This window comes from Telmatocola sphagniphila, from assembly GCF_018398935.1.
Classification (GTDB): domain Bacteria; phylum Planctomycetota; class Planctomycetia; order Gemmatales; family Gemmataceae; genus Telmatocola; species Telmatocola sphagniphila.
Genome location: NZ_CP074694.1, coordinates 3,368,878 through 3,391,097, shown reverse-complemented (window position 1 = coordinate 3,391,097; position 22,220 = coordinate 3,368,878). Strand labels below are relative to the sequence as shown.

Annotated in this window: 19 protein-coding genes; 11 read left to right on the top strand and 8 right to left on the bottom strand. The window is 52.1% G+C overall.

What is annotated here, in order from left to right:
• Positions 1-3 precede the first annotated feature (3 nt).
• Positions 4-2,424: an HAD-IC family P-type ATPase gene (locus KIH39_RS13445; RefSeq protein WP_213493757.1), complete on the top strand. Its 2,421-nt coding sequence runs from the start codon at positions 4-6 to the stop codon at positions 2,422-2,424.
• Here KIH39_RS13445 and KIH39_RS13440 read toward each other — a convergent pair.
• Positions 2,372-3,151 (bottom strand): endonuclease/exonuclease/phosphatase family protein, encoded by a 780-nt coding sequence (locus KIH39_RS13440; RefSeq protein ID WP_213493756.1) that lies wholly within the window; start codon positions 3,149-3,151, stop codon positions 2,372-2,374. The genes KIH39_RS13445 and KIH39_RS13440 overlap by 53 nt on opposite strands.
• 185 nt (positions 3,152-3,336) lie before the next feature.
• Positions 3,337-3,942, bottom strand: a complete 606-nt coding sequence (locus tag KIH39_RS13435) for a hypothetical protein (protein ID WP_213493755.1) — start codon at positions 3,940-3,942, stop codon at positions 3,337-3,339.
• 252 nt (positions 3,943-4,194) lie between these two features.
• Between KIH39_RS13435 and KIH39_RS13430 the strand changes: the two genes are divergently transcribed.
• The 5 genes from KIH39_RS13430 to hemH all read left to right on the top strand — a co-directional run bounded on the left by KIH39_RS13430 (position 4,195) and on the right by hemH (position 8,277).
• Entirely contained in the window at positions 4,195-4,575 is a 381-nt protein-coding gene (locus KIH39_RS13430; RefSeq protein WP_213493754.1) for a C2H2-type zinc finger protein, read from the top strand.
• Between the two features lie 28 nt (positions 4,576-4,603).
• Complete coding sequence (locus tag KIH39_RS13425) at positions 4,604-5,257, top strand: hypothetical protein (RefSeq protein ID WP_213493753.1); 654 nt, start codon at positions 4,604-4,606, stop codon at positions 5,255-5,257.
• 102 nt (positions 5,258-5,359) lie between these two features.
• A complete protein-coding gene (purD, locus tag KIH39_RS13420; protein ID WP_213493752.1) occupies positions 5,360-6,661 on the top strand; it encodes a phosphoribosylamine--glycine ligase in 1,302 nt (433 codons plus the stop codon).
• A gap of 245 nt (positions 6,662-6,906) precedes the next feature.
• Complete coding sequence (locus tag KIH39_RS13415; RefSeq protein ID WP_213493751.1) at positions 6,907-7,209, top strand: 4Fe-4S dicluster domain-containing protein; 303 nt, start codon at positions 6,907-6,909, stop codon at positions 7,207-7,209.
• 102 nt (positions 7,210-7,311) lie between these two features.
• Complete coding sequence (hemH, locus tag KIH39_RS13410; RefSeq protein ID WP_213493750.1) at positions 7,312-8,277, top strand: ferrochelatase; 966 nt, start codon at positions 7,312-7,314, stop codon at positions 8,275-8,277.
• 2 nt (positions 8,278-8,279) lie between these two features.
• Here hemH and KIH39_RS13405 read toward each other — a convergent pair whose 3' ends face one another.
• Together KIH39_RS13405 and trpE are read right to left on the bottom strand one after the other, a co-directional pair.
• Positions 8,280-9,158 (bottom strand): vWA domain-containing protein, encoded by an 879-nt coding sequence (locus tag KIH39_RS13405; RefSeq protein WP_213493749.1) that lies wholly within the window; start codon positions 9,156-9,158, stop codon positions 8,280-8,282.
• A 77-nt stretch (positions 9,159-9,235) separates the two neighbouring features.
• A complete protein-coding gene (trpE, locus tag KIH39_RS13400) occupies positions 9,236-10,732 on the bottom strand; it encodes an anthranilate synthase component I (RefSeq protein ID WP_213493748.1) in 1,497 nt (498 codons plus the stop codon).
• A gap of 114 nt (positions 10,733-10,846) precedes the next feature.
• Here trpE and KIH39_RS13395 point away from each other — a divergent pair, with 114 nt between their 5' ends.
• On the top strand, positions 10,847-12,322 hold the full coding sequence (locus KIH39_RS13395; protein ID WP_213493747.1) for an aldehyde dehydrogenase family protein: 1,476 nt from the start codon (positions 10,847-10,849) through the stop codon (positions 12,320-12,322).
• A gap of 160 nt (positions 12,323-12,482) precedes the next feature.
• Positions 12,483-13,376 carry a 4-hydroxy-tetrahydrodipicolinate synthase gene (gene dapA / locus KIH39_RS13390; RefSeq protein ID WP_213493746.1) on the top strand — a complete coding sequence of 298 codons (894 nt, stop codon included), beginning with the start codon at positions 12,483-12,485 and terminating at the stop codon, positions 13,374-13,376.
• A 7-nt stretch (positions 13,377-13,383) separates the two neighbouring features.
• Here the strand turns inward: dapA and KIH39_RS13385 are convergent, their stop codons facing one another.
• On the bottom strand, positions 13,384-13,995 hold the full coding sequence (locus tag KIH39_RS13385) for a thioredoxin family protein (protein WP_213493745.1): 612 nt from the start codon (positions 13,993-13,995) through the stop codon (positions 13,384-13,386).
• Between the two features lie 107 nt (positions 13,996-14,102).
• Here KIH39_RS13385 and KIH39_RS13380 point away from each other — a divergent pair, with 107 nt between their 5' ends.
• Positions 14,103-14,978 (top strand): acyl-ACP desaturase, encoded by an 876-nt coding sequence (locus tag KIH39_RS13380; RefSeq protein ID WP_213493744.1) that lies wholly within the window; start codon positions 14,103-14,105, stop codon positions 14,976-14,978.
• A 92-nt stretch (positions 14,979-15,070) separates the two neighbouring features.
• Positions 15,071-16,309, top strand: a complete 1,239-nt coding sequence (locus tag KIH39_RS13375) for a M16 family metallopeptidase (RefSeq protein ID WP_213493743.1) — start codon at positions 15,071-15,073, stop codon at positions 16,307-16,309.
• Positions 16,310-16,318: 9 nt separating this feature from the next.
• Here the strand turns inward: KIH39_RS13375 and KIH39_RS13370 are convergent, their stop codons facing one another.
• A complete protein-coding gene (locus tag KIH39_RS13370; RefSeq protein WP_213493742.1) occupies positions 16,319-19,417 on the bottom strand; it encodes a M56 family metallopeptidase in 3,099 nt (1,032 codons plus the stop codon).
• 1 nt (position 19,418) lies between these two features.
• Positions 19,419-19,829, bottom strand: a complete 411-nt coding sequence (locus KIH39_RS13365; RefSeq protein WP_213493741.1) for a BlaI/MecI/CopY family transcriptional regulator — start codon at positions 19,827-19,829, stop codon at positions 19,419-19,421.
• Between the two features lie 131 nt (positions 19,830-19,960).
• Between KIH39_RS13365 and KIH39_RS13360 the strand changes: the two genes are divergently transcribed.
• Complete coding sequence (locus KIH39_RS13360) at positions 19,961-20,989, top strand: zinc-binding alcohol dehydrogenase family protein (protein ID WP_213493740.1); 1,029 nt, start codon at positions 19,961-19,963, stop codon at positions 20,987-20,989.
• A 68-nt stretch (positions 20,990-21,057) separates the two neighbouring features.
• Here the strand turns inward: KIH39_RS13360 and KIH39_RS13355 are convergent, their stop codons facing one another.
• Positions 21,058-21,963 (bottom strand): hypothetical protein, encoded by a 906-nt coding sequence (locus KIH39_RS13355; RefSeq protein ID WP_213493739.1) that lies wholly within the window; start codon positions 21,961-21,963, stop codon positions 21,058-21,060.
• Positions 21,964-22,220: the final 257 nt, after the last annotated feature.

Here is a 22,220-nt window from a genome sequence, read left to right as displayed (position 1 = left end):
AATATGCCTACGACATCGACTGAACAAGATAGTGCTGCTTCAAATCGAGGGTTAAGTTCGAGCGAGATCGCCGATCGAGTCTCGCGAGGGCAGGTCAATCGCATCCAAGAATCGCACTGGGCCGATTATCGAGCAATTTTCTTTCGGAATTTTCTGACCCTCTTCAACTGCGTGGTGCTGATGGCCGCGACAGCTCTCTTCCTTCTGGAGGAGTATCGTAGTGCCTGGGCCGTCAGTATCGTGGCGGTGATCAATACTCTCACTGGCTTCGTTCAAGAAGTTCGTGCCAAAAGGCATCTCGATCAACTCTCGCTTCTGCAAATTCCCCAGGTGCGCGTTCGGCGGGAGGATCGAGAACAGACCATCAAATCGGATGAAATCGTCTCGGATGATTGCGTGCTTCTCCGCGCGGGGGAGTCCATTGTCGCGGATGGAACGGTTCTTCGCTCCGATTTTCTTGAAATCGACGAAGCTCTGCTAACCGGGGAATCGGATCCAGTTCCGCGCAAGTCGGGGGATCGTTTACTCTCCGGGAGTTTCTGCGCGGCCGGGGAGGGGGAATATCGCGTCGATAATGTGGGGGCGGAATCCTTCGCGAATCAGACTTCCGCGGAAGCGAGAAAATATCGTTACTCGCCTACACCCCTTCAAAAAGCGCTCGATTCACTCATCAGCGTGCTTACTATCACAGCGATTGTTCTGTGCATCAGCTATCTGATGATGGATTATTTTCGCCATTTCCCCAGCACGGAACTCTGGCAGATGATCGCTTCGACCATGACATCCATGGTGCCTCAAGGGTTGGTACTAATGGCGACTTTGATGCTGACCCTCGGAGCGCTCCGCATCAGCCGGGAAGGGGCCGTCATTCAGAGACTTAACGCCATGGAGTCCATGGCCGAAGTCGATGTCTTATGCATGGATAAAACTGGTACGCTGACGACAGGTAATTTGAAGGTAGCCGAGATTCTAGCTGAGGCGGAGAACATTCATCACGTATCGGAATTGCTCCGAATTTATGCCTGGAAATCTATCGATTCCAAGAATAAAAGTCTGCAAGCCATTCAGCGGCATTTAGGCGAATTGAAGGAGCCTGATCAGTACGCCCGATTGGAACAGATTCCCTTCAAATCGCATAACCGTTACAGTGCCATCCGCTTTCAATTGTCGGATCGAAAAAGAATTTTTGTGCTGGGAGCTTTTGAAGCATTAAAGCCCCATCTCCAGAATTCAGCGTCTGTCGAATCGAACTGGAACAAACTGCAAACTCAAGGAATCCGCACACTCGTTTTCACCGAAGCGATCAACGCCACTTCGGATCAGGCATTGTCTCCATCCCTGGAAGGTTATTCCCTTCAAGTTTTGGCTCTAATCGGATTGCGCGATGAACTGCGACCCGACGCCAAAAAAGTATTACTTGAGCTGGCCGAGCAAAAAATCGCTTTCAAAATTCTTTCAGGCGATAATCCAGAGACGGTTCGATCACTGGTGGTTCAGTTGGGAATTGTCGACTCCGAAGAGCCGGTTTTCACCGGGAAACAATTGGAATCGGCGAGTCAAAAGGCCGAGGCTATTCGCGATCACACCATTTTCGGGAGGGTGAGCCCACAGCAGAAACTACAGATCATCGAGACCCTCCAAAAAGGCGGAGCTCAGGTCGGGATGATCGGCGATGGGGTAAATGACATCCTTGCTCTCAAAAAATCCGATATGGGAATCGCCATGGGCTCTGGCAGCAGTGCGGCCCGGACGGTGGCAAGCATGGTCCTGGAAAAAGACGATTTCAGTCTTCTGCCGAAGGTGATGCGGCAAGGGAAAGTCCTCCTGTCCAATTTGCGGAAAGCGGCCAAATTGTTTCTGCTGAAAAATGTTTACACACTGTTGCTGATTATTGTCGGCATGGGATTATTCGGCTACGAGTTCCCCTATCTGCCGCAGCAGGTGTCTCTTTTGAACGCCCTCACCATTGGCGGGCCAGCATTTTTGATACTGATTCAACGACGGCAAGAGTCGCAGCCTCCCAAAGGTCATCCGGGCGAATTTCTTCAGGAAGTCGGCATTTTTGCACTCACTTCCGGGTTGATCACTGGGCTTCTGGGTTTGGCCGTCTGGATTATTTCCAGAAATGAAATGGGAAACGATATCGAGACGGATCGAACTTTGGTACTGACGAGTGTGATCCTCATGGGCTTAGGCAACGTCTGGCTCATCGGTAAAACGGATAGGAGGCTCCATCTCTGGATCGGGTTTGCGGGATTGATCTACCTCCTGGTGATGTATCTTCCCATAAGCGCATACTTTTTTGAACTCCAGCCGTTAGGCCTGTTACCCTGGCTGGCACTGATCTGTTCCTCCGCGCTGGCCCTGGGTCTTACGTTTTTTGTTCTGCGCTGGATTGAGGGGTCCTTAAATCAAAATCGATGACCAGCGGTAAATGATCCGATGCGCGATGAGCGAGCCGGGAGCGAACCACTCTGGAATGTTTGATCTGAATATTCTGGCAATGAAAGGCCTTATCCAAGGCCATCAGGGGATGGAAGGCCGGGAAGGAGTTGAATCGTTTTTCGCCGGTCGTGGCAGCTTGATAGCCCCGTTCCGAAAACAATTCCCCCAGGCGATCTCGCCAGTCGTTGCAGTCGCCCACCATGAGAGTCGGCAAATGAGTCGATTCCCGAAACAGCGGATGATTGAGCAGATGGCGAATCTGCCAGTGCCTCTCGTGTTGCGTTAAACCGAGATGAAAATTGATCAGATGGAGTGAACCCTGGGGCGTTTCGACTGTTACAAGCTGAGCACCGCGTGGTTTTTTCTGCCCCAGCCTTAGCGAAATGTGGTGCCGGGAGCGAATGGGCCAGCGGGACAATATTAAATTGCCGTAGCCACCTACCTGGTAGTGGACGTTCATCTGATAGGTACTGTCCAGCGTTTGGAAACGCTCGGCAAATATCTTGGGCTGATCCTGATAGTGCGATCGACGGGAATGCCGGGTAACTTCTTGAAGGCAGTACAAATCGGGATTTTCGTGCTCAATCACCCGGCAGACCCGGTCGAGTTGACAGAGTCGGTCGAGGCCGCCAATACCTTTGTGAACGTTGTAACTGATCAGTCGCAAAGCGGAATGAGGATTCATACCAGCCGGGATAGAATGCAATGGACTCTCGAGCCCATTTCTCGTGCAGCAATAGTTGCTCTTTAAATCTTATGGAGTAGGACGACGAGCCATCAGAGGGAGAAATTGACTCGTAATAAAAGGGGAATCAAGGCTAGGGTATCGGGCTGGCTAAGGAAACAACTTAGCCGTTGTTCCCTCGGAGGTAATTTTATCAGCCTGCGAATTTACTTCACAGTCAGTTTCGTGATCGGCTTATCGTCTTTATCCGTAAAGCGGACGCAGAAAGACCAGTCGACTTTGACATTCACAACCTTAACAACCAGCACGTTAGTGCCCTTTTTCAGCGAGACTTCCGTTGTGTCCTGATCCTTATCGGTAGCCCGTTCCTGAGTAAATTTGAAAACCTCTTTACCGTTGAGGTAAACTTTGGATTGGTCGTCGCTGCCCGTTTTCATCTTGATGTTTTTAAGATCTTCCGGAGATTCGATGTAGGCCACGGCATAAGCGACGCTGTCTTCGGTCTGTTTACCCACGAAATCGTTGAGATCTAAAAGGTGATCTTTGGCGATATAATTTTTCCAAAGGAGTTCGGTATCGCCAACTTTGACCTTATCGCCGGCTTTGGGTTGAAGTTTCGCTTCGTCTTTGAGCTGTTCTTTCATCAAGCCGTCTTCTCCGCCTTGACCATCGGCCAGGGGGATGGGTGCGAGAACGACCCAGCGCTGAAGGAAACCTTCTTCATTCAGACCCGATTTGTCGTCGGCGTAAACCAACGATGCCCCGAAGAGGGACAGCAGTAGACCGAGAACCCAGAGTTTCGAACGCATCATGATGCTCCTTCAAGAGAGGTAGGGGGTCAGTATCGATTTTAGATTGATCCGGGCTCCGTTAGATATGAGATTGCCCGGCCAATCGCGACCCACGTTCCGATTCTTGCGATAAAGTTCGCAATTGTCAACGATTAGTCCCGGATTTACTCCCGTTCTTCATCGAGTAATTTCTCGTAGCGCAAGCAGGCTTCGGACTCTAAAATTCGAAGAGGGTCTAATTTTCGAAGGTGATTGAATCTTGCCGGATGCTTCATGACGAACCGAGTCCGCTACCGCTGCTGGTACTGCAATCGGGAGTACGATAGTCCGATCGAGAAAATTCGGCAGATTTTCAAGTGCAGTTGCGGCCGACAGTTGCGAGTACCTCGGAAGAAAAATGGCTCTTCGAAATATCTCTCGCTTCGAGAACGCGTCATCGAGTTCGTCGCCTACGGAGTTTCAGGTGCATTGCTATTCGGCCTGCTGGGATATTTTCTGTTCTTTCGTTTTGGGGGTATAGGAATTCGGCCCGGGAGAGTGATCGGCATCTTGGATTTCAGCTTGATGATGGGACTGATCTGCGGTCTGGGAGGCGAAAGAGTGGTCAATTGGATCGGTAGAATTCTGCGGGAACGCGAAAATCAGCGCTGGTAACACGGCCAAGTTAGCTAAAACATACAGCATGTCAGAATCGAACAATCCTCCGGCCTCGGCCGTCGTTATTTGTCCTAAGTGCACGAATAAAACCCGTGTTCCGGAATCCCTGTTCGGGCAGCCGGTTCGCTGTCCGGAATGCAAGACTATCTACAGGGCTCCAGTGAAAGATGCCGAAGGGAATCTCGGTCTTGCCGAACTGCTCCCGGAGCCGCCTCCCCAAAAGCCAGTTAAATTCACTAATTCGCCGCTTCTGATCCCCGGCCTGCTGTTGCTACTGCTGGCGATGACGAGTCTGATACTCGATTGCGCGGGTTACTACATTTTCGAAATCAAAAAAGATCAGACGGTTCAGAATTTCAAAGAGGTTTTCAAGAATCCGGAAAACGAAGCTCGCAAAAATGCGGAGAAGTTTGTGGGACGGAAAATCGAGCCGGAAGATATCACCGAAACGAACATCAAGCCAATTGCCAATCACGTGACCTACGCGTTTCCAATCGGGTGCCTGATGTTGGTCGGGTCTCTAGCGATTTTGACCAGAAAATTCTATCCTCTGGCCGTGCTGGGGTCGATTGCCGCCATCTGTAACTTCGGTTGCCTGATGTGTCTTTTCAGTGCTCCGGTCGGTATCTTCTCGCTGGTGAAATTATTCGATCCCGACTCGAAAAAACTCTTCAGCTGAGAGGCGAGCGGACTACCTGAATAATACTGTAATTTCGAATGGCTAGGCCAGGCGGATGGAGACGAGTTTTCACAGACCTTGAAGGGTATATACAATCTCACGATGAAGATTCTCGTTATTGGAAAAGGGGGGCGTGAACACGCCCTCGTCTGGAAGCTTAAACAATCCCCGCGCGTCAAGCAGATCTTTTGCGCTCCGGGTAATGCTGGGACCGCTCTGGAAGGAACCAATGTTCCGATTGATGTCAACGAATTCGACAAGCTTATCCGATTCGTCAAAAAAGAGAAAATCGACCTGACCGTGGTGGGCCCGGAAGAGCCTCTGGTCAACGGCATCGTCAATGCTTTCGAAAAAGAGGGTTTGAGAATCTTCGGCCCGAGCAAATCGGCCTCCCGTATCGAAGGCAGCAAAGTGTTCGCCAAGCAATTGATGCGGCATGCCGATGTGCCGACCGGCGAATTCCGGGTTTTCGATCACCCCACTCCGGCTCAATACTACATCGATAGTCGCGAATGGCCTTGCGTTGTAAAAGCCGACGGCTTGGCGGCCGGGAAAGGCGTCATAGTTTGCAATGACAAGGCAGAGGCTCGCCGTGCCATTGAACGGATTATGATCAAGGAGGAATTCGGGGCCAAAGTGGGTCGACAGGCGGTCGTTGAGAAACGGCTGGAAGGGGAAGAACTCAGCGTACTGGCGCTGGTGGGAAATCGGACGATTTATCTTCTTCCCCCAACGCAGGATCACAAGGCCGTCAACGACGGCGATATCGGCCCCAACACCGGCGGCATGGGCGCTTACTGCCCAGCTCCGCGCGGTACGCCGGAGTTGATGAAAAAGCTTGAGGAAGAAGTTTTCGTTCGGATCGTACACGCGATGAAACGGGGCCGTTATCCTTTCAACGGCGTGCTGTTCGCCGGGATGATGCTCACCAATCAAGGTCCGAAGGTATTGGAATTCAATGCCCGACTGGGCGATCCGGAAACTCAAACGCTTTTAATCCGCTTGAAATCCGATCTGCTGGAACTCATTGAGGCCATCGTCGATAAAAGGTTCGATACCATTGATCCCGATACGATCGTATGGGATCCACGACCGTCTGTTTGCGTCGTCCTCTGTTCCGGCGGATATCCCGGGAAATACGAAACCGGCAAGAATATCACGGGGCTGGATGAAGTCGCCAAAATGCCCGATGTGAAAGTTTTCCATGCGGGCAGTAAATTGGAAGGGAAGCGGATCGTCACCGATGGCGGTCGTGTTCTGGCGGTGACCGCTCTGGGGGATACTCTCGCGGCGGCAAAAAAGCACGCATATGAGGCTATTTCCAAGATCAGTTTCCCGGGGATGCACTATCGCAAAGACATCGCGGACAAGGCATTGAAATCTCCAAAATCCAGCCTTTCCTGATGAAAATGATCTTGAATCATCCGCAACGAAATGCATTAATGATTCCGGCAAGGTCGGTATGGGAATCAAGTTCTACTTAACTTGAAGGAACATTCTTCCAAATTCTCAAATTCTGCTTGCCCCCGCACGTGGTTTTAACGAATACTAAGCCATATATTGTTATGGCGAACCGATGAGAGCGAGTCGAATTTGCTTCGCCAACCAGAATCGATTCCGCGAATTACGTTTAGAAAGGCAATAGTCTCATGGCTCACGTGGTGACCGCCCCCTGCAACGATTGCAAGTACACCGATTGTTGTGTGGTTTGTCCTGTGGAGTGCTTCTATCAGGACGAAAAGATGCTGTACATCCACCCGGTCGACTGCATCGATTGCGAAGCGTGCGTTCCCGAATGTCCGGTCGAAGCCATCTATGCCGAAGGTAATGTCCCGGCTCAATGGCAGAGCTACATTCAATTGAACGCCGACCGTTGCACCGCTCTGGCCGATAAGGGCCACATCACCGAAAAGCAGGATCCGCTGGAAGGTCCGGATTGCAAGAAAAAGTAATTCCGTTTTCACGGGGTAGGAGCGGAATTCTGCCGCTCCTCGCTTTTCCCCTTACAGCCAGTCTTGAAACGAATGGCTCCTCCTACCTATCCTAGAGGAACCATGACCGGCATACTTCTCATTCAGCTCGGCACACCCGACGAACCGACCGCACCTGCTCTTCGGCGCTATCTGCGTCAATTTCTAGGCGACCCCCGGGTGATCGAAGTCAATCGCATACTGTGGTGGTTTATCCTCCGCATCATCCTCTTGATCCGACCAGCGAGATCGGCCGCGAAATACCGCCGCGTTTGGGACGCCAAAACGGGTTCGCCACTCCGATATTTTTCACTCCGTCAGGTGGAACTACTCCAGAAGAAGTTCCCCAACTGCATCGTTCGATGCGGTATGCAAATTGGTAATCCCGCAGTCGCAGAGGTCGTCGAGGAGATGATCGCCCAAGGCGTCGAACGGCTAATTGTGATGCCGATGTATCCTCAATATTCGGCTACTACCACGGCCTCGGCCACTGATGTGCTCTTCAAGCACCTGATGAATATTCGCCACGTTCCTGCTATTCGGATCGTGCCGCCTTACTATGCTCATCCGGCTTATATCGATGCTTTGGTCTCGATTATTCACGAGGAAGAAGGCAAACTCTCCTGGAAGCCCGATCATTATCTGCTCAGTTTTCACGGCATCCCGCAGCGCTACGCCAAGAGCGGTGATCCCTATGCCACTCACGTGACTCGTACTACCCAAGCTCTCGTCAAGAAGCTGAATCTCACACGCGACAAGTGGACGCAGACCTATCAGTCGCTCTTCGGTCGGGAAGAATGGTTGCGGCCCTACACCGATGATACCCTGGAAAAATTAGCCAAAAAGGGTGTCAAAAAGATTCTGGCAATTCTCCCCGGTTTCACGGTGGATTGTCTCGAAACGATTGATGAGATCGGGCTGGAATCGAAAGAGGTTTTCGAACACGCCGGTGGCGAACACCTTCGGGCTTGCCCCTGCCTCAACGATCATGCAGTTTGGATTTCGGCGATGGAGACGATCATTCGCGAAGAAGGACAGGGCTGGCTCTAGCCTTACTGAACTTTTTCCAAGCCTTCTTTGCCGACGATATACATCCCACCCCGCCGTTCTTTGGTCAGCCGGTGCAAAGGGCTATCCACTTGTATGTTCGACTCGCCGAACAGAAATACGTTGAATTTTTGATTCCGGAACAGCGGCGATACTTCTGCAAATTCCTTTTGCGTGAAGTCGTCGGCGTCTGTGAGAAGAAAAACCACATCTGGTTGCAGGAGTAAGGCTTTACGAAGGCCTTCGCTGTGGCGGGACTCTCCTTCGGGAATTTTCTTCCCCAGTATTTCCCTAAGTACGCTCAGTTCTGTTTTTTTGACTGGTCGCAATTGGCTGCCACGGTCGATCAGACGCGCCGTGCGATCGTACAACACGATCTGGTAGTACATCCCTTCCGATAGATTTTCGATCGAGGCCAGCAGGGTATCGCAGGCTTTGGCCCAGCGATCTCCAATTCCCATACTCCCCGAGCAATCGAGCACATAAACGAGCGATTTCCCTGGGTGATTGATCGCCGAGTGCAGAGGGATAGCGGCCGATTTAAGTTTTGAGGTTTGTCCATCGCTCTTAGCCGTCTGTGCAGGCGAGGGACCGCTTCCCGGTCCGGGGCCGGGCATTTTTTCGACCGCCGCGGAAATTCTGGTTTCCACGGCTGGTCGAGTAAGTTTAAGAGTGGGCTTAGCTTTGGAGGCGAGGCGTTCCGTCAGATCGATTTCAAAAAGAATTGGCGCATCTTTCTGATCGATCCGGGTATCCACACTCCGAGGGTCGCTTCGTTGAACTTCCTCGCGAGTGGCAAACCAGGCAAAGACCACAAGGCAGGCAAGCACGTGCAGCGTGATGGATGCGGTCCAGGCAACAACTCGAGCAGGATTACTGGCCATGCTCCCCAGATAATCGAAACCTCCAAAAAAGAGAAGTCGATTTTGCCCGAGTTCACGATCGCCCGGGGCAAATCCTATTAGCGCCGGTCCTCGGATTTGGCCACTTCCAAAGCTCGCAGCAAGGCCATGGCTTTATTCAGCGACTCTTGATACTCCGTAGCAGGATCACTATCGGCCACGATACCCGCCCCGGCCTGAACGTAAGCGATTTCGCCTTGAATCACCATGGTCCGCAGAGCGATACAGGTGTCCATGTTGCCGGAGAAATCGACGTAGCCGACCGCCCCTCCGTACGGCCCACGCCGATGAGGTTCCAATTCGTCGATAATTTCCATGGCGCGAACTTTCGGGGCACCGCTGAGCGTTCCAGCCGGCAGGCAAGAGCGTAACGCATCGAAGGAAGTCAGGCCGTCTTGCAATTGCCCGACCACAGTGCTGGAGATGTGCATGACGTGGCTGTAACGCTCGACCACCAGAAGATCCTGCAGTCTTACCGAACCGAACTTGCTGATCCGGCCGACGTCATTGCGACCCAGATCGACGAGCATGATATGCTCGGCTCGCTCTTTCGGATCGGCCAGCAAATCGATTTCCAACTGGCGATCCTCTTCGGGAGTCTTACCGCGCGGTCGAGTACCGGCTAAGGGGCGAATGGTGACCAGGCCGTTTTCCACGCGAGTCATGATCTCCGGAGAACTGCCGACGAGGGAACAGTCTCCGGTTTCGATGAAGAACATAAAGGGAGAGGGATTTAGAACTCTCAAAGCCCGGTAGACCTCAAAAGGAGGAGCGGTCAGCTTGGCCTGAAGTCGCTGGCTCAGGACCACTTGAAAAATGTCTCCAGCGAAAATGTACTCCTGACATTTTCGCACGGCCGCTTCATATCCGGCTTTGGTGAAATTGGATTCAAAGGGTATCTTGGCAACACCACCTCGATGAATGTCGCGCAACTCCGCATGCTTGGCGGGTTGTTCCAACTGGTGAACTATATCATCCACATCCCGGCAAGCTTTTTCGTAGCTTGCCGAGACATCCTTGCCGTCCACCTGGACGTGTACCACAACCAGGATGGTCTTGTTGATGTGATCGAAGATGACCATTCTGTCGTAAAAATCGAAATTCAAATCGGGCAGCTTTCGATCATCGGTAGGAGCATTGGGAAGGTGTTCCACGTAGCGGATCGTGTCGTATGCAGCGTAGCCCACGGCGCCGCCGCAGAAACGGGGCAGTCCGGGAACCGTGGCGACTTGCATTTCAGCAATTTTCGTTTGCAAGTCCTTCGTGGGATCTTGCGATTCGGTCTGGCTGATTACCTTTCCGGTCGAATCGCTGATCTGAATCTGATTACGGAAGGCGCGGAAGCGTAAAAAGGGATTCACACCGAGAAAGCTGAATCTGCCCAGACGTTCCCCGCCGATCACACTTTCAAAAAGGAAGCCGGGGCCGCTGCCTTTGAGTTTCTGAAAGGCACTGACGGGAGTGAGCGTGTCCCCCAGCAATTGCCGATAAACCGGAACCACTTTATGGTTTTGGGCCAACTCGCCGAAGAGGGCGGAATCTGGAAAGTAATGCAAGAGAATGCTCCGTTCTGTTATTCTTGATTTACGGCGATATCCGCTTGACTTCAATTCGTCCGGGCGGACAATGGCGAAATTGGGAACTTCCTCTCTCAGTTTCAAAGGCTATTTATGACTACGATGAGCAGTGCGAAACGCATCCAACCTCCCCAAATCACGAATAAACAACTTTTTATCGATGGGATGTGGGTCAACTCCGTTTCGGGGAAAACGTTCCCCACGGTGAACCCCAGCACCGGTGAAGTTCTGTGCCAGGTCTCCGAAGGGGACAAGGCCGATATCGAAATGGCCGTCAAAGCGGCTCGCCGGGCTTTTGAGGGAGGTCCCTGGCCGCGAATGAGTTCGGCCGAAAGGGGCAGATTGATCTACAAACTGGCCGGTGCCATCGAAAAGCACGCCGAAGAACTGGCCGGTCTGGAATCGCTCGATAATGGCAAGCCATTCAAGGATGCCCTCGGCGATGTGGGATTGGTAATCAAGTGCTACCGCTATTACGCTGGCTGGGCAGACAAGATTCACGGAAAGACGATTCCCATCGAAGGTCCGTTTTCCTGTTTCACCCGTCGGGAAGCTATCGGCGTGGTCGGCCAGATTATCCCCTGGAACTTCCCGCTCCTGATGCAGGCCTGGAAGTGGGGGCCTGCTTTGGCTTGCGGAAATACACTCGTGCTGAAACCGGCGGAACAGACGCCGCTCAGCGCTTTGAGAGTGACTCAACTTTGTGCCGATGTGGGCTTTCCTCCCGGCGTGATTAACGTCGTACCGGGTTATGGTCCGACGGCCGGTGCAGCCCTCTCCGAGCACATGGACGTCGACAAGATCGCCTTCACCGGCGAGACCCGAACTGGGCAGATAGTGCTTACCGCGGCGGCCAACAGCAACCTGAAGCGCTGCAGTCTCGAATTGGGGGGCAAGTCGCCCAACGTGATTTTCGCCGATGCCGATCTGGATGCCGCAGTGGACGGCGCCTACTTCGCACTGTTTTTCAATCAGGGGCAATGCTGCTGTGCGGGTAGCCGTTTGTTCGTGGAAGAAAAAATTCACGATGAATTCGTTGAAAAACTGGTCGCCAAAGCCCGGAAACAGAAAGTAGGCGATCCTTTCGAAACCGATACGACGCAAGGGCCGCAAGTTTCCGAGGAGCAGATGAATCGGATTCTGGGATACGTCGAAGCCGGTAAACAAGGTGGAGCAAAACTGCAAGTTGGCGGCGGACGCCAGGGCGATAAAGGCTACTTCGTCGAGCCGACTGTCTTTAGCGGCGTCCATGATGAAATGAAGATTGCCAAGGAGGAGATTTTTGGCCCGGTAATGAGCGTTCTGAAATTCAAAGATGTCGACGAAGTGATAAAGCGAGGCAATCGAACGATTTACGGGCTGGCCGCCGCCGTCTGGACCAAGGATATTCAGAAAGCCTTTGCACTCGCTAACGGGTTGCGGGCCGGGACAGTCTGGGTGAACTGTTACGATGTCTTCGATGCGGCCGCGCCGTTCGGCGGGTACAAAATGTCTGGCTTGGGGCGCGAACTTGGGGAGTACGCCCTGGATCTGTATACGGAAGTCAAAACGGTGACGATCGCGATTTGAGATATGTAAAAAACGGATTTGCTGCGGAGAGGTTATTTCCCTCTCCCCGGCAAATGGAACGGCAAACCTATCCGATGGCACGATTTTTCTTCCATTTCCGTCTCCCAAACTCGTATAACTTTCCAATCAACGAATTGCTTTTGAATTACATAGGTGCATCATGACACGCGGGGAAATGTTCGCCGGGGTATCCGTTGCTATCATCACGCCGTTCAAGAACGGCGAAGTCGATTATGCGGCACTGGCTAAACTGGTGGATTGGCACATCGAGCAAGGAACCGATTGCCTGGTTCCGGTCGGCACGACGGGCGAATCGCCGACGCTGGACCACGAAGAACACGAACGCGTGATTGCGACGGTCATTGAGAAAGCCGCCGGTCGCATCAAAGTCATGGCCGGTACGGGCTCAAACAGTACTCGCGAAGCGATTCGACTCACCAAAGCGGCCAAGAAGGCGGGCGCTAACGGGTCGTTGCAAGTGGGTCCCTATTACAACAAGCCAACTCAGGAAGGCTATTACCAGCACTTCGCCTCCATCGCCGCGGCCTGCGATCTGCCGCTGGTCCTCTACAACATTCCGGGCCGAACCGGTTCCAATATTCTGCCAGAAACCATTATCCGTCTCGCTAAAGATATTCCCACAATTGTGGCAATCAAGGAAGCGACCGGTTCGCTCGATCAGGCGTCGAGCATCGCCAGTGGTTGCGACATCACAATTCTTTCGGGAGACGATTCCCTGACGCTGCCATTGATGAGTATTGGCGGTCGCGGTGTGGTGTCGGTCGTCGGCAATATCGTGCCGCGCGACCTGAAGGCGATGGTAAACGCATTTAAAGCCGGCGATGTTGCCACGGCAATTACCTGGCATAAGAAATTGTTCCCGCTCTGCCGCGATATGCTCAGTGCGGCCACCAATCCGATTCCGCTAAAGACGGCCATGAAACTACTGGGCCGCGATACTGGAGAATTGCGATTGCCGATGTGTGCCATGGATGCCGCGGGCGTAGAGAAAGTTCGGCAGACACTGGTTAATTACGGCTTGCTCAAAGGTTGATATTTCGTCAGTCCCGCTTGCGGATGTAGCGAATCATGCATCCGCGAGCCAGTGTTTCGGCCTTCTCAATCTTGTCGCCTTTCAGTAACGCCTCGGTTGCCAACTCCAGATAATTGACTTTCGCTTCGGCTTCGGTATTCTTGTCGTCGAATGCCCCCATGTAAACTACTTTGCGGTCCTGATCGAGCAGAAAGAACTCAGGAGTGTAGCTCGCTCCAAAATCTTTGGCGATCTTCTGGGAGTCATCCCGAAGATAGACGAAGGGGAATTTTTTCTTCTCGGCCTTCTCCTTCATTTTTTCCATGCTGTCATCCGCGATCTTGTTCACACAGAAGGCCACTACTCCCACGGATCGAGAAGAATATTTTTTGGTAAAGCGAATAACTCGGTCTTCGTAATCCTCGGCCGTGGGGCAACTGTTGCACGTGAAGAATATTACAAGTGCTTTTTTATCCTTCCATTCTTCCAGCGAATGGCTTTTTCCATCGGTGCCGGGCAGAGGAGTAAACGAGGGGGCTTTATCCCCAATTTTGAGAACTTTGTTGTACTCACCGGCTGCCGAAAAAGTGGCGAAAATCCCGGAAAAAAGTGCGGTTATTAGGAAGCTAGAGGTTCTCATTAGATCTGAACTCCATAGAATATATTGCGTACCAATGTTGTGCTGCTTGTGGCATCACGGACAGTATATGCCCCACACCACAATTTAAAAAATCGGAATCAGGAACGATGACGACTCAGAACGGGAATGAACATCTCGTCCAATCTCAAGCAGAGCCCGAACAGCCTTTGTCCTGTCTCGAACTCGAGAAGAAGTTATGGGTGCTCTACCGTGATTTCTTCGATAAAGCGGAGAAGAAACGGCGCTGGAACATTCGGCACGATATCCCCTGGAATCAAGTTAACAAATCTCTCAGTCCCGTGATAGCGGATGTGGTGGAGACTTTCTGTGCAGTCGAGCTTTATCTTCCCGACTTCACCTCAAAGATTCTCCCTATTGTTCGCAACAGTAAAGGACGCGTCTGGTTTTACGCGAACTGGGGATATGAGGAATCGAAACACTCACTGGTGCTGAACGATTGGCTGCTCCAATCCGGGGCGCGCACCGAAGAGTACATGGCGGATCTCGAAAAGAAAGTGTTCGAGCGGGAATGGAATCTGCCACACGATAATAATCTGGGCATGCTCTGCTATGCCATGGTGCAGGAACATGCTACCTTCCTGAATTACCGGAATCTCCGCAATCGCACGCAAGAGATGGGGAAAGACCCCGCACTCGAAGCGATCCTGAATTATTTGAGCATCGATGAAAAGGCTCACTACGGCTTTTTCCGCGATTGCTTCCGTTTATTCATGGAATTCGATCGCCCGGCCTGCTTGCAACAACTGAAGCGAGTGCTGAACGGATTTACCATGCCCGCCATTCACGATCTGCTCGATAACAGCGCTGTACGCATCGGGAGAATTCGCGAGCTGGACCTGTTTTCAGAAGAAATCTTTTTCCGCGACGTTTACGAATACACCCTGACGGAGTTGGAGTTGACTCGACAGGATTTGCGAGGCGATCGCAAAGCCAAAAAATCGACCCCCGGCATCGCTCCGTAGTTTGTCCAAAAAGTTATATTTATCGTGGTTCGATAGTTTCGCCCTGTCGAACCACTCTCCCGTTCTGCTCACAAATTTCGTATTCTTTCCCAATGCAACAACTCATTTACACGCACATCCTTCCGAATGGGATGACACTCCTGGCCGAACGATTGCCCCACGTACGTTCGGCGGCCTTCAGCTTCATGGTCCGCGCGGGCGGGGCGTACGACCCGGTCGATAAACTCGGGCTAAGTGGACTGTTGACGGATCTGATTACGCGGGGGGCGGGGGAACTCGATAGTCGACAGTTTTCCGACGCCCTAGACAATCTCGGTGTCGACCGTTCCGAGAGCACTGGCGGAATCAACCTGCACTTTGGCGGCGTTACCCTGGCCACGAATCTGACGCCCGCCTTAAAACTCTATGCGGATCTCCTGCAGAGGCCTCACTTTCCGGAAGAAGAGTTGGAGGCCGTGCAGGCGCTGGCGATTCAGGATATTCAGAATCTGGAGGATGAACCGCAAAGCAAGGTGATGGTGGAGCTTCGCAAGAACTACTATCCCGATCCTCTGGGGCGCGATCAACGCGGAACCGAGGCCGGTATCGAAGTCGCTAAGATCGAAGATGTCCGGCAACATTACGCGAAGCACTTCCATCCTTCCAATGTGATCCTGGCCGTGGCGGGTGACATTAACTGGGACATGCTCCGAAAAGATGTTGAAACACTGTTTGGCGGCTGGAAGGAACAAACGCCGACAGCTTATCCAATCTCTCCTCTGACGGGATTGGAAGCAAAATACGTGCATTTGCAAAAGGACCTGGACCAGACGCAAATCGCGCTGATCTATCCGAGCGTGCCCTTGGTTCATCCGGATAATTATCTGGCCCGAGCCGCGGTCGGTGTGCTGTCGCTGGATATGTCCTCCCGACTATTCATGGAAGTTCGCGAAAAGTACGGACTTTGCTACAGCGTTTACGCCAGTTATGAGGCTTTCCAAGATCGCGGCTCGATTCTTGCTTATGCAGGTTCCCGGCCGGAAAAGGCTCAGGAGACCTTCGATCGCACGCTGCACGAGTTGAAGCGGTTGCCGGAAGGAATAGAAGAGGAAGAGCTGCAACGGGTCAAAGTGGGTTTGAAGGCTTCCCTGATCATGCGGCAGGAGTCGACGGGAGCCAGGGTAAGCAGTCTGACTTCCGATTGGTACTATCTGGGCCGCATTCGGACTCTCGCGGAAATTCAGCAGGCTATCGACGAATTGAATGTTTCAGCGATTCTGGATCATGTGAAGAGGTTCCCACCAAAGGGAATAACGGTTGTAACCCTCGGGCCACAACCGTTGAAAGTCTAGTCCATACGATTATTTGCTTTTGTTTTCTTCGCGCTTCTCGGCGGTGGTCATCTTCGTTTCTTTGTTGTAACGAATTGACCAGCCGTCTTTGAGAAGTTTCTTCAGAACTTCCGGATTCTTCTCCGCATCGAATTCCTGAATCTGGATGTTAATCGTTTTGTTGCCCGATTCCTGATCTGCTTTGCCATCCACGCTTAGGGTTAAACCGCTTCTGGGTTTATAATTCTTCGTGGCCGGGGCGGGCTTGGTACCCTTAGCCGGTTCGGCTTTGCCCTCACTGTTCTGATTGTCCGGAACTACTTTCCATAGAAGTTTCGGCTGGTCTTCAATCTTAATTGGCTTGGTGGGTGGGACCGGGGCCGAATTAGCATCGTCTAGCCAGAAGCCCAAAATCGATTTGGCTTCTGGTGCCCATTTGATGGCGTCCTTAAGTTGAGCGGTATTGAATTTCAAGCCATTTACATCCACGATTATCTGAACGTTATCACCCTTTATCAGGCCCTTCAGTTCTTTGCTCTGAGGTTCCGAATGAATTCCCAGAGTATCGAAGTGAAGTTGTTCAGCCTTGGTCGGATCGATCAGGACACGGGCCTGAACCTGCTTGACCTGAGGCAATAGCAGAGAGATGAACTGCCCGATGATTTTCTGCACGGAAGGCTCGGTAGTCAGGACGATCTTATCACCATCTACCTTTAACTCCAGCGTTTTGGCTTTGACGTTGTCCTGAATGAATTTGGCGACTTGAGCCGCTTTGCCAGGTACCAGGTAAGTGGCTCGTTCCAATTTTTCGACATTGGAAGCGTCTGCCGTAACTTTGACGTTTCGTACCATATCGGACTTTGGCTGATCCAAGGTCAGCTGGACATTTTGCAGCTTCCCTTGATCGCTTCCCTTAACCGTATCTTTAATTACGGCAATCGTCGGTTTGCCATCGGCATTCATCTGTGGGGTAACCATGAATTTGCCATCGACGCCCTGCAAGACGATCTTCTGCCCACGCATTCTGGTGCCATTTCCCATCTCGGCGATCGCAACTTTTCCATCCTCGCTTGAATAGACGATTACGGATTTAGTCTCAACGGGATTCTTTTCGTCTTGGACTTGGATTACGGCTAATTCGACTGTTTTAGGGTCCAGTTTGACTTTTCCATCTACTGTTAAAGCAAAGGCTTTGGCTTCCACAGCGGGTTCCTTTGTTTTGGTTCCCTTGGCCGCGCTCAAGGCTTTAATGTATTTTTTCAACGCCTGTGTATCGGGATGCTCTTTACCCAGTTGCTTTTCTTTCTCGGCAATCAATTTCTGGATTGCTTCGATGATTTGATCCGACCCGACCGAATCCACTTGAATGCTTCCGCTAATCGTAGCAGCCCGGGACTTATCGTCGGCGATCTTTATTTGAACTCCTTGAACAGCTCGTTCAATTTTCTTTTTCGCATCGTCCGACTTTTGACTCACCGCTTTTTCGACCAAATCGGCGACTTTGAACTGCAATTGAGCCTGCCCGGCAGCCTGCGCGGCTTTCAGTCGGGCAGCTTCGTCCCGCTTGATTTGCGATAAAGCTTTTTCCTGTTCCTTCACCAATTCGGCCAGTTGCTTGGCGAGTTCGGCTCGCTTCTTTTCCAACTCGGCCTGATTTTTCGTGTTATCGTCGATTCGAAACGTCTGTGCCTGGATGTCCCGTCCAGGTTCCTGTTTTGCTGGAGTGGCCTTACCGTCTTGTTGAACGAAATTCAGAATCCAATCTTCACCAATTTTGCCTTCACCTAGCAGCGTACCGGCTGGAATCAGATTCAGAATGAAATCTTCACCAATTTTGCCTTCGACTTTTTTGTTGGCAGAGACACCAGCTCGCTTCAGCGTATCCAGAGTTTGGACTTCCAAGGTGGCCTGCCCGAGTTTGCTTAAATCGCTGAGATTGCTTAGGAACTCGAGATCCACGTTGTTGAGATCGACGTTGGCTTTTTTAGCTTGCTCTGGCTTTTGAAAAAGAGAATCGATCAATTTGACGACTTCTTCATTCCCGACGGCATCTAGAATCTGAGTCCCATCGAGTTGAATAGTGAGCACTTCGCCTTTGCCATCGGCTTTTGTCTCGGCCTTGCCGGACTGGCCGAACGACCAACCGGGTAATGCCAGTAGTCCCACAGCTCCAAAGGCCAGTATGGCTCGCCGACTGCGGCGATTCCGACCTGTATTTCGCATAATCATTTCCAGTCTCCTTTCGAGTTCACGCTTGCCACCGCCGCGGATACCCAACGCAGGTACCGGAGAGGCGGGCGACAGCCCCCGACTCACTTCAATCAACGCCTCCGCGTACGAACGCTTCGCCGCGGGTTGCATTTTCACTACCCACCAATCGCACGCCAGTTCTGAAGTTCTTCGAACTTGTGCGCGGATCAGCCAGAATATGGGATTCCACCAGTGCAGCAGACCGGCCACGATTTCCAGCCGTCGAATCCAGTGGTCATTTCTCTTCAAATGGGCCAATTCGTGGGTCAGAACTGCCTGACGACCCAGTTCACTCAAGCGAGCTTCCAACCCGAATGGCCAGTAGAGGGTTGGTCTTCCGAAAACCCAGACTAAGGGAGAGAGCAGTCCGGACAGGACCCGAACTCCGGGCATCTGACAACGCATCCGCTGAGCGACATTGTGAACATCCTTGTGCAGGTGCTCGTTAGCCGGGATTCCCCGACGAGCCAGTCGCCGGAACTTGATAATGCCGAGGAGGGCTCGAGCGAAGACGACGCTCGCTCCGACCGCCCAAAGGACTGGGAGCCAGAAGAGCCAGTTCCAAGGTTCCTCCGGCAATACTTCTGGGGCGGCCTCTTCTTCCAGTGGAACTTCCGACATCTGAAGAGTGGCCAGAGTCAAAAGCTGCTTCATCCGGGTTTCTTCATCGACTTCTGCAATAGCCATTTTCTCCGGCTCTTGGAAGAATTTCAGTTGCCAGGGCCATTCGACGACCGGGGGAAGCACCAGTCGAACCAGAACCAGAACCCAGAGAATGTTCCAGACGCCGGGGCGTGCGGATATGAATTTCTGAGCGAGCAAGAGCAGCAGCACAAAGGGCAAAACCACGAGGGTATTCGCTAAAAGCCAGGTAACCATGTTAACGATCCCCCTTTTGCGGTTTTTTGCCTTCTTCTTCCAGATGATCTAACATCGCTCGAAGCTGCTCTATTTCCTGGGCTGAGAGCTTTCCGCCTTCTACCAAAGCGAGCATCAGAGGAGAACTGGTGCCGTCGCAGACGTCGTCTGCCAAGGCCGTGAGTCGATCCTGAAGAAATTCCTCCTTGGACAGGGTGGCTTCGTAATTTAAGGCTGTGCCGCTCTTCTCGCTGCGCGCATAACCCTTGCCTGTTAAACGAGTTAAAAGCGTTTGCAAGGTGGTGTAGGCCCATAGTCGGCCCTGATCCTGGAAAACTTCCAGAAGTTTTCGCACGGGGCAGGGGCCATGTTCCCAAAGCGCTTTTAAGACATCTCTTTCCGTGTCGCTGAGATCGGGTCGGTTATCCGCCATCGCTGACTCCAGTGTTCCTACGTCGTGTAGTAAGCATACTACGACAGATTGTAGGAGTCTGTCAATAGCCTTTTCGAAAGTCGTTACATTTCGCAGAATTGAGGATACCTAAAATTGGAGCTGGCAAATTCATGAAAGCAATTCAACTCGAAAAACCCTTTGAATTCCGGACTATAGAGATCCCTGAGCCTGGCAAACCTGCCGCGGGAGAAGCTCTGGTACAAGTCCACCGGATCGGTATTTGTGGCACGGACTATTCCGGCTATCAGGGGAAAATGCCTTTCTATAGCTATCCGCGAATACCGGGGCATGAATTGGGCGTGGAAGTGCTGGATGTCGGCAGTGAAGTGAAGAATGTGATGGTGGGCGATCGCTGTTCCATCGAGCCCTACATCAACGACCCCAACAGTTATGCCAGCCGCAATGGCCATCCGAACTGCTGCGAAAACCTGCAGGTCCTGGGCGTGCACACCGATGGAGGGATGCGGCCCCGTTTTATCGTTCCGGCTCGAAAATTACATGTCGCTAAATCCCTCTCCTGGGAGCAATTGGCCCTGGTGGAAACGCTGGCAATAGGCTGTCATGCGGCCTATCGGGGTGATTGCAAACCTGGCTTAAATGTTCTGATCATCGGAGCCGGTCCGATTGGGCTGGCGACTTTGGAATTCGTTAAGTTGGCGGGAAGCCGACCGATCATGCTCGACATGAATGAAAAGCGACTCGAATTCTGCAAATCGACCATGGGCGTGAAGGATACTATTCTTTCCAAGGGAACGGAGGAAGATGTTAAAGCTCTGCAATCTCTTACCAACGGGCATCTGGCGGAAGTGGTTATCGATGCGACGGGTAACAACAAGAGCATGTCGAATGCGCTGAACTATGTGGCCTTCGCCGGGAAGTTGGTTTTCGTGGGCATCACGACCCAGGAGATCTCTTTCCTTCATCCGCTGATGCATCGCCGGGAAATGACTTTGCTTGCCAGCCGGAATGCCTTACCGCAGGACTTCGGCAATATCATACGGCTCATTGAGGAAGGGAAGATCAATACGAAGCCCTGGATCACTCATCATGCCGGGTTGAGCGAAATGATAGGCGTCTTCCCGAGCTGGCTCAAACCAGAGACAGGTGTGATTAAAGCCATAGTCGCGGTAGAGGGATAGAAACGAAAATGACGATGCCCTCTTTTGCAGAGGGCCTCGAGTCGCTGACGATTTTTTGTGAAGTCGGGTTATTTCTTCTCTTCGACTTTCACATCGACCACTTCCCGAGTGACCAGAGGCACAATTTCGGTCACTTTGTATTCGGGTGCGATACTCTGAGTTTCGGCATCGACAACGAAGCCTTCGATCTTAACCATATCGCCATTCACGAACCGCTGGAGTTTCTCTTCGCAACCCACAATAGTGAAGCAGCCTCCGAATTTATCATCCTGATCATATCGGGCGTAGCGAACGCGCCAGACTTTCTTGGCATTGAGGTATTCCAGTTCACCCATAACCCAGGTATAGTCATCGCCGTGAGCGTAGGTCTTCTGAACATTCTCGCGAACGATTTCCCTGATGCCCGGCTTAAGATTCGGATTAACCGGAGTTAAGACCTTGGGTTCTTCCAACGAGGGAGCCTTAGCTTCGGATTTAACGTCGATTTTCTGCTCGGGGATCTTCAGATCCATGTTCAAGCTGACGGTTTCGGCTGGAATCGAAGCAGCCGGAGCCTGGTTATAGGGGCTGGGAGTTACAGCCACCTTCAAGGAGACGGACTGTTTGGATTGATCGGGCACGGGGAGTAGGGGAACGTTAATGACCGCACTCGTCAAAGGAGCCGGCTCCTTCTTGACAGTGGAAGTAGTGGCGGGCGAGGCAGTTGGAGCTTTGGCTGGGGCACTCGTTTCGGTGCTTACGGCCACGAAACTGTTCTTGCCACCCTGGTTGTCGCGAACGACGTTCCAAACGGGGACCGACGCGCTGGTCGCGGTATTGTTTGCACAGCTAGTGCAAGGGCTCGCTTTGGTTGAGGAGGCTACCTTGTTAGCGGTCTGGCAGCTGGTGCAGGAAGACTGCTGGTGGGCACAACCGACGAGCCAGAGAAGCGCCACGCTGGCCAGGCTAATCCGGCTCTGAATCGATATACGCATTGGGAATTCCTTTCGAGGATTGGCTCAACGCACCCGATTGCGCGTCGTACTAATTAATCATGGAATTCCTATCGTCTACCTAAAATGGATAATAAGTGGTATTTCGGTTAATCGGGTGATATGGGGGGTGAAAATAGTCTGGTTTTAGCGATGTTGTCGAATCGTACATTTCTACACCGTAAGCGTCGGTTAAAGTGGATAAGTTGAGACGGTTGTAAGGCCTACTGAAATTTCACACAAAAAAGCTATGCTGACAA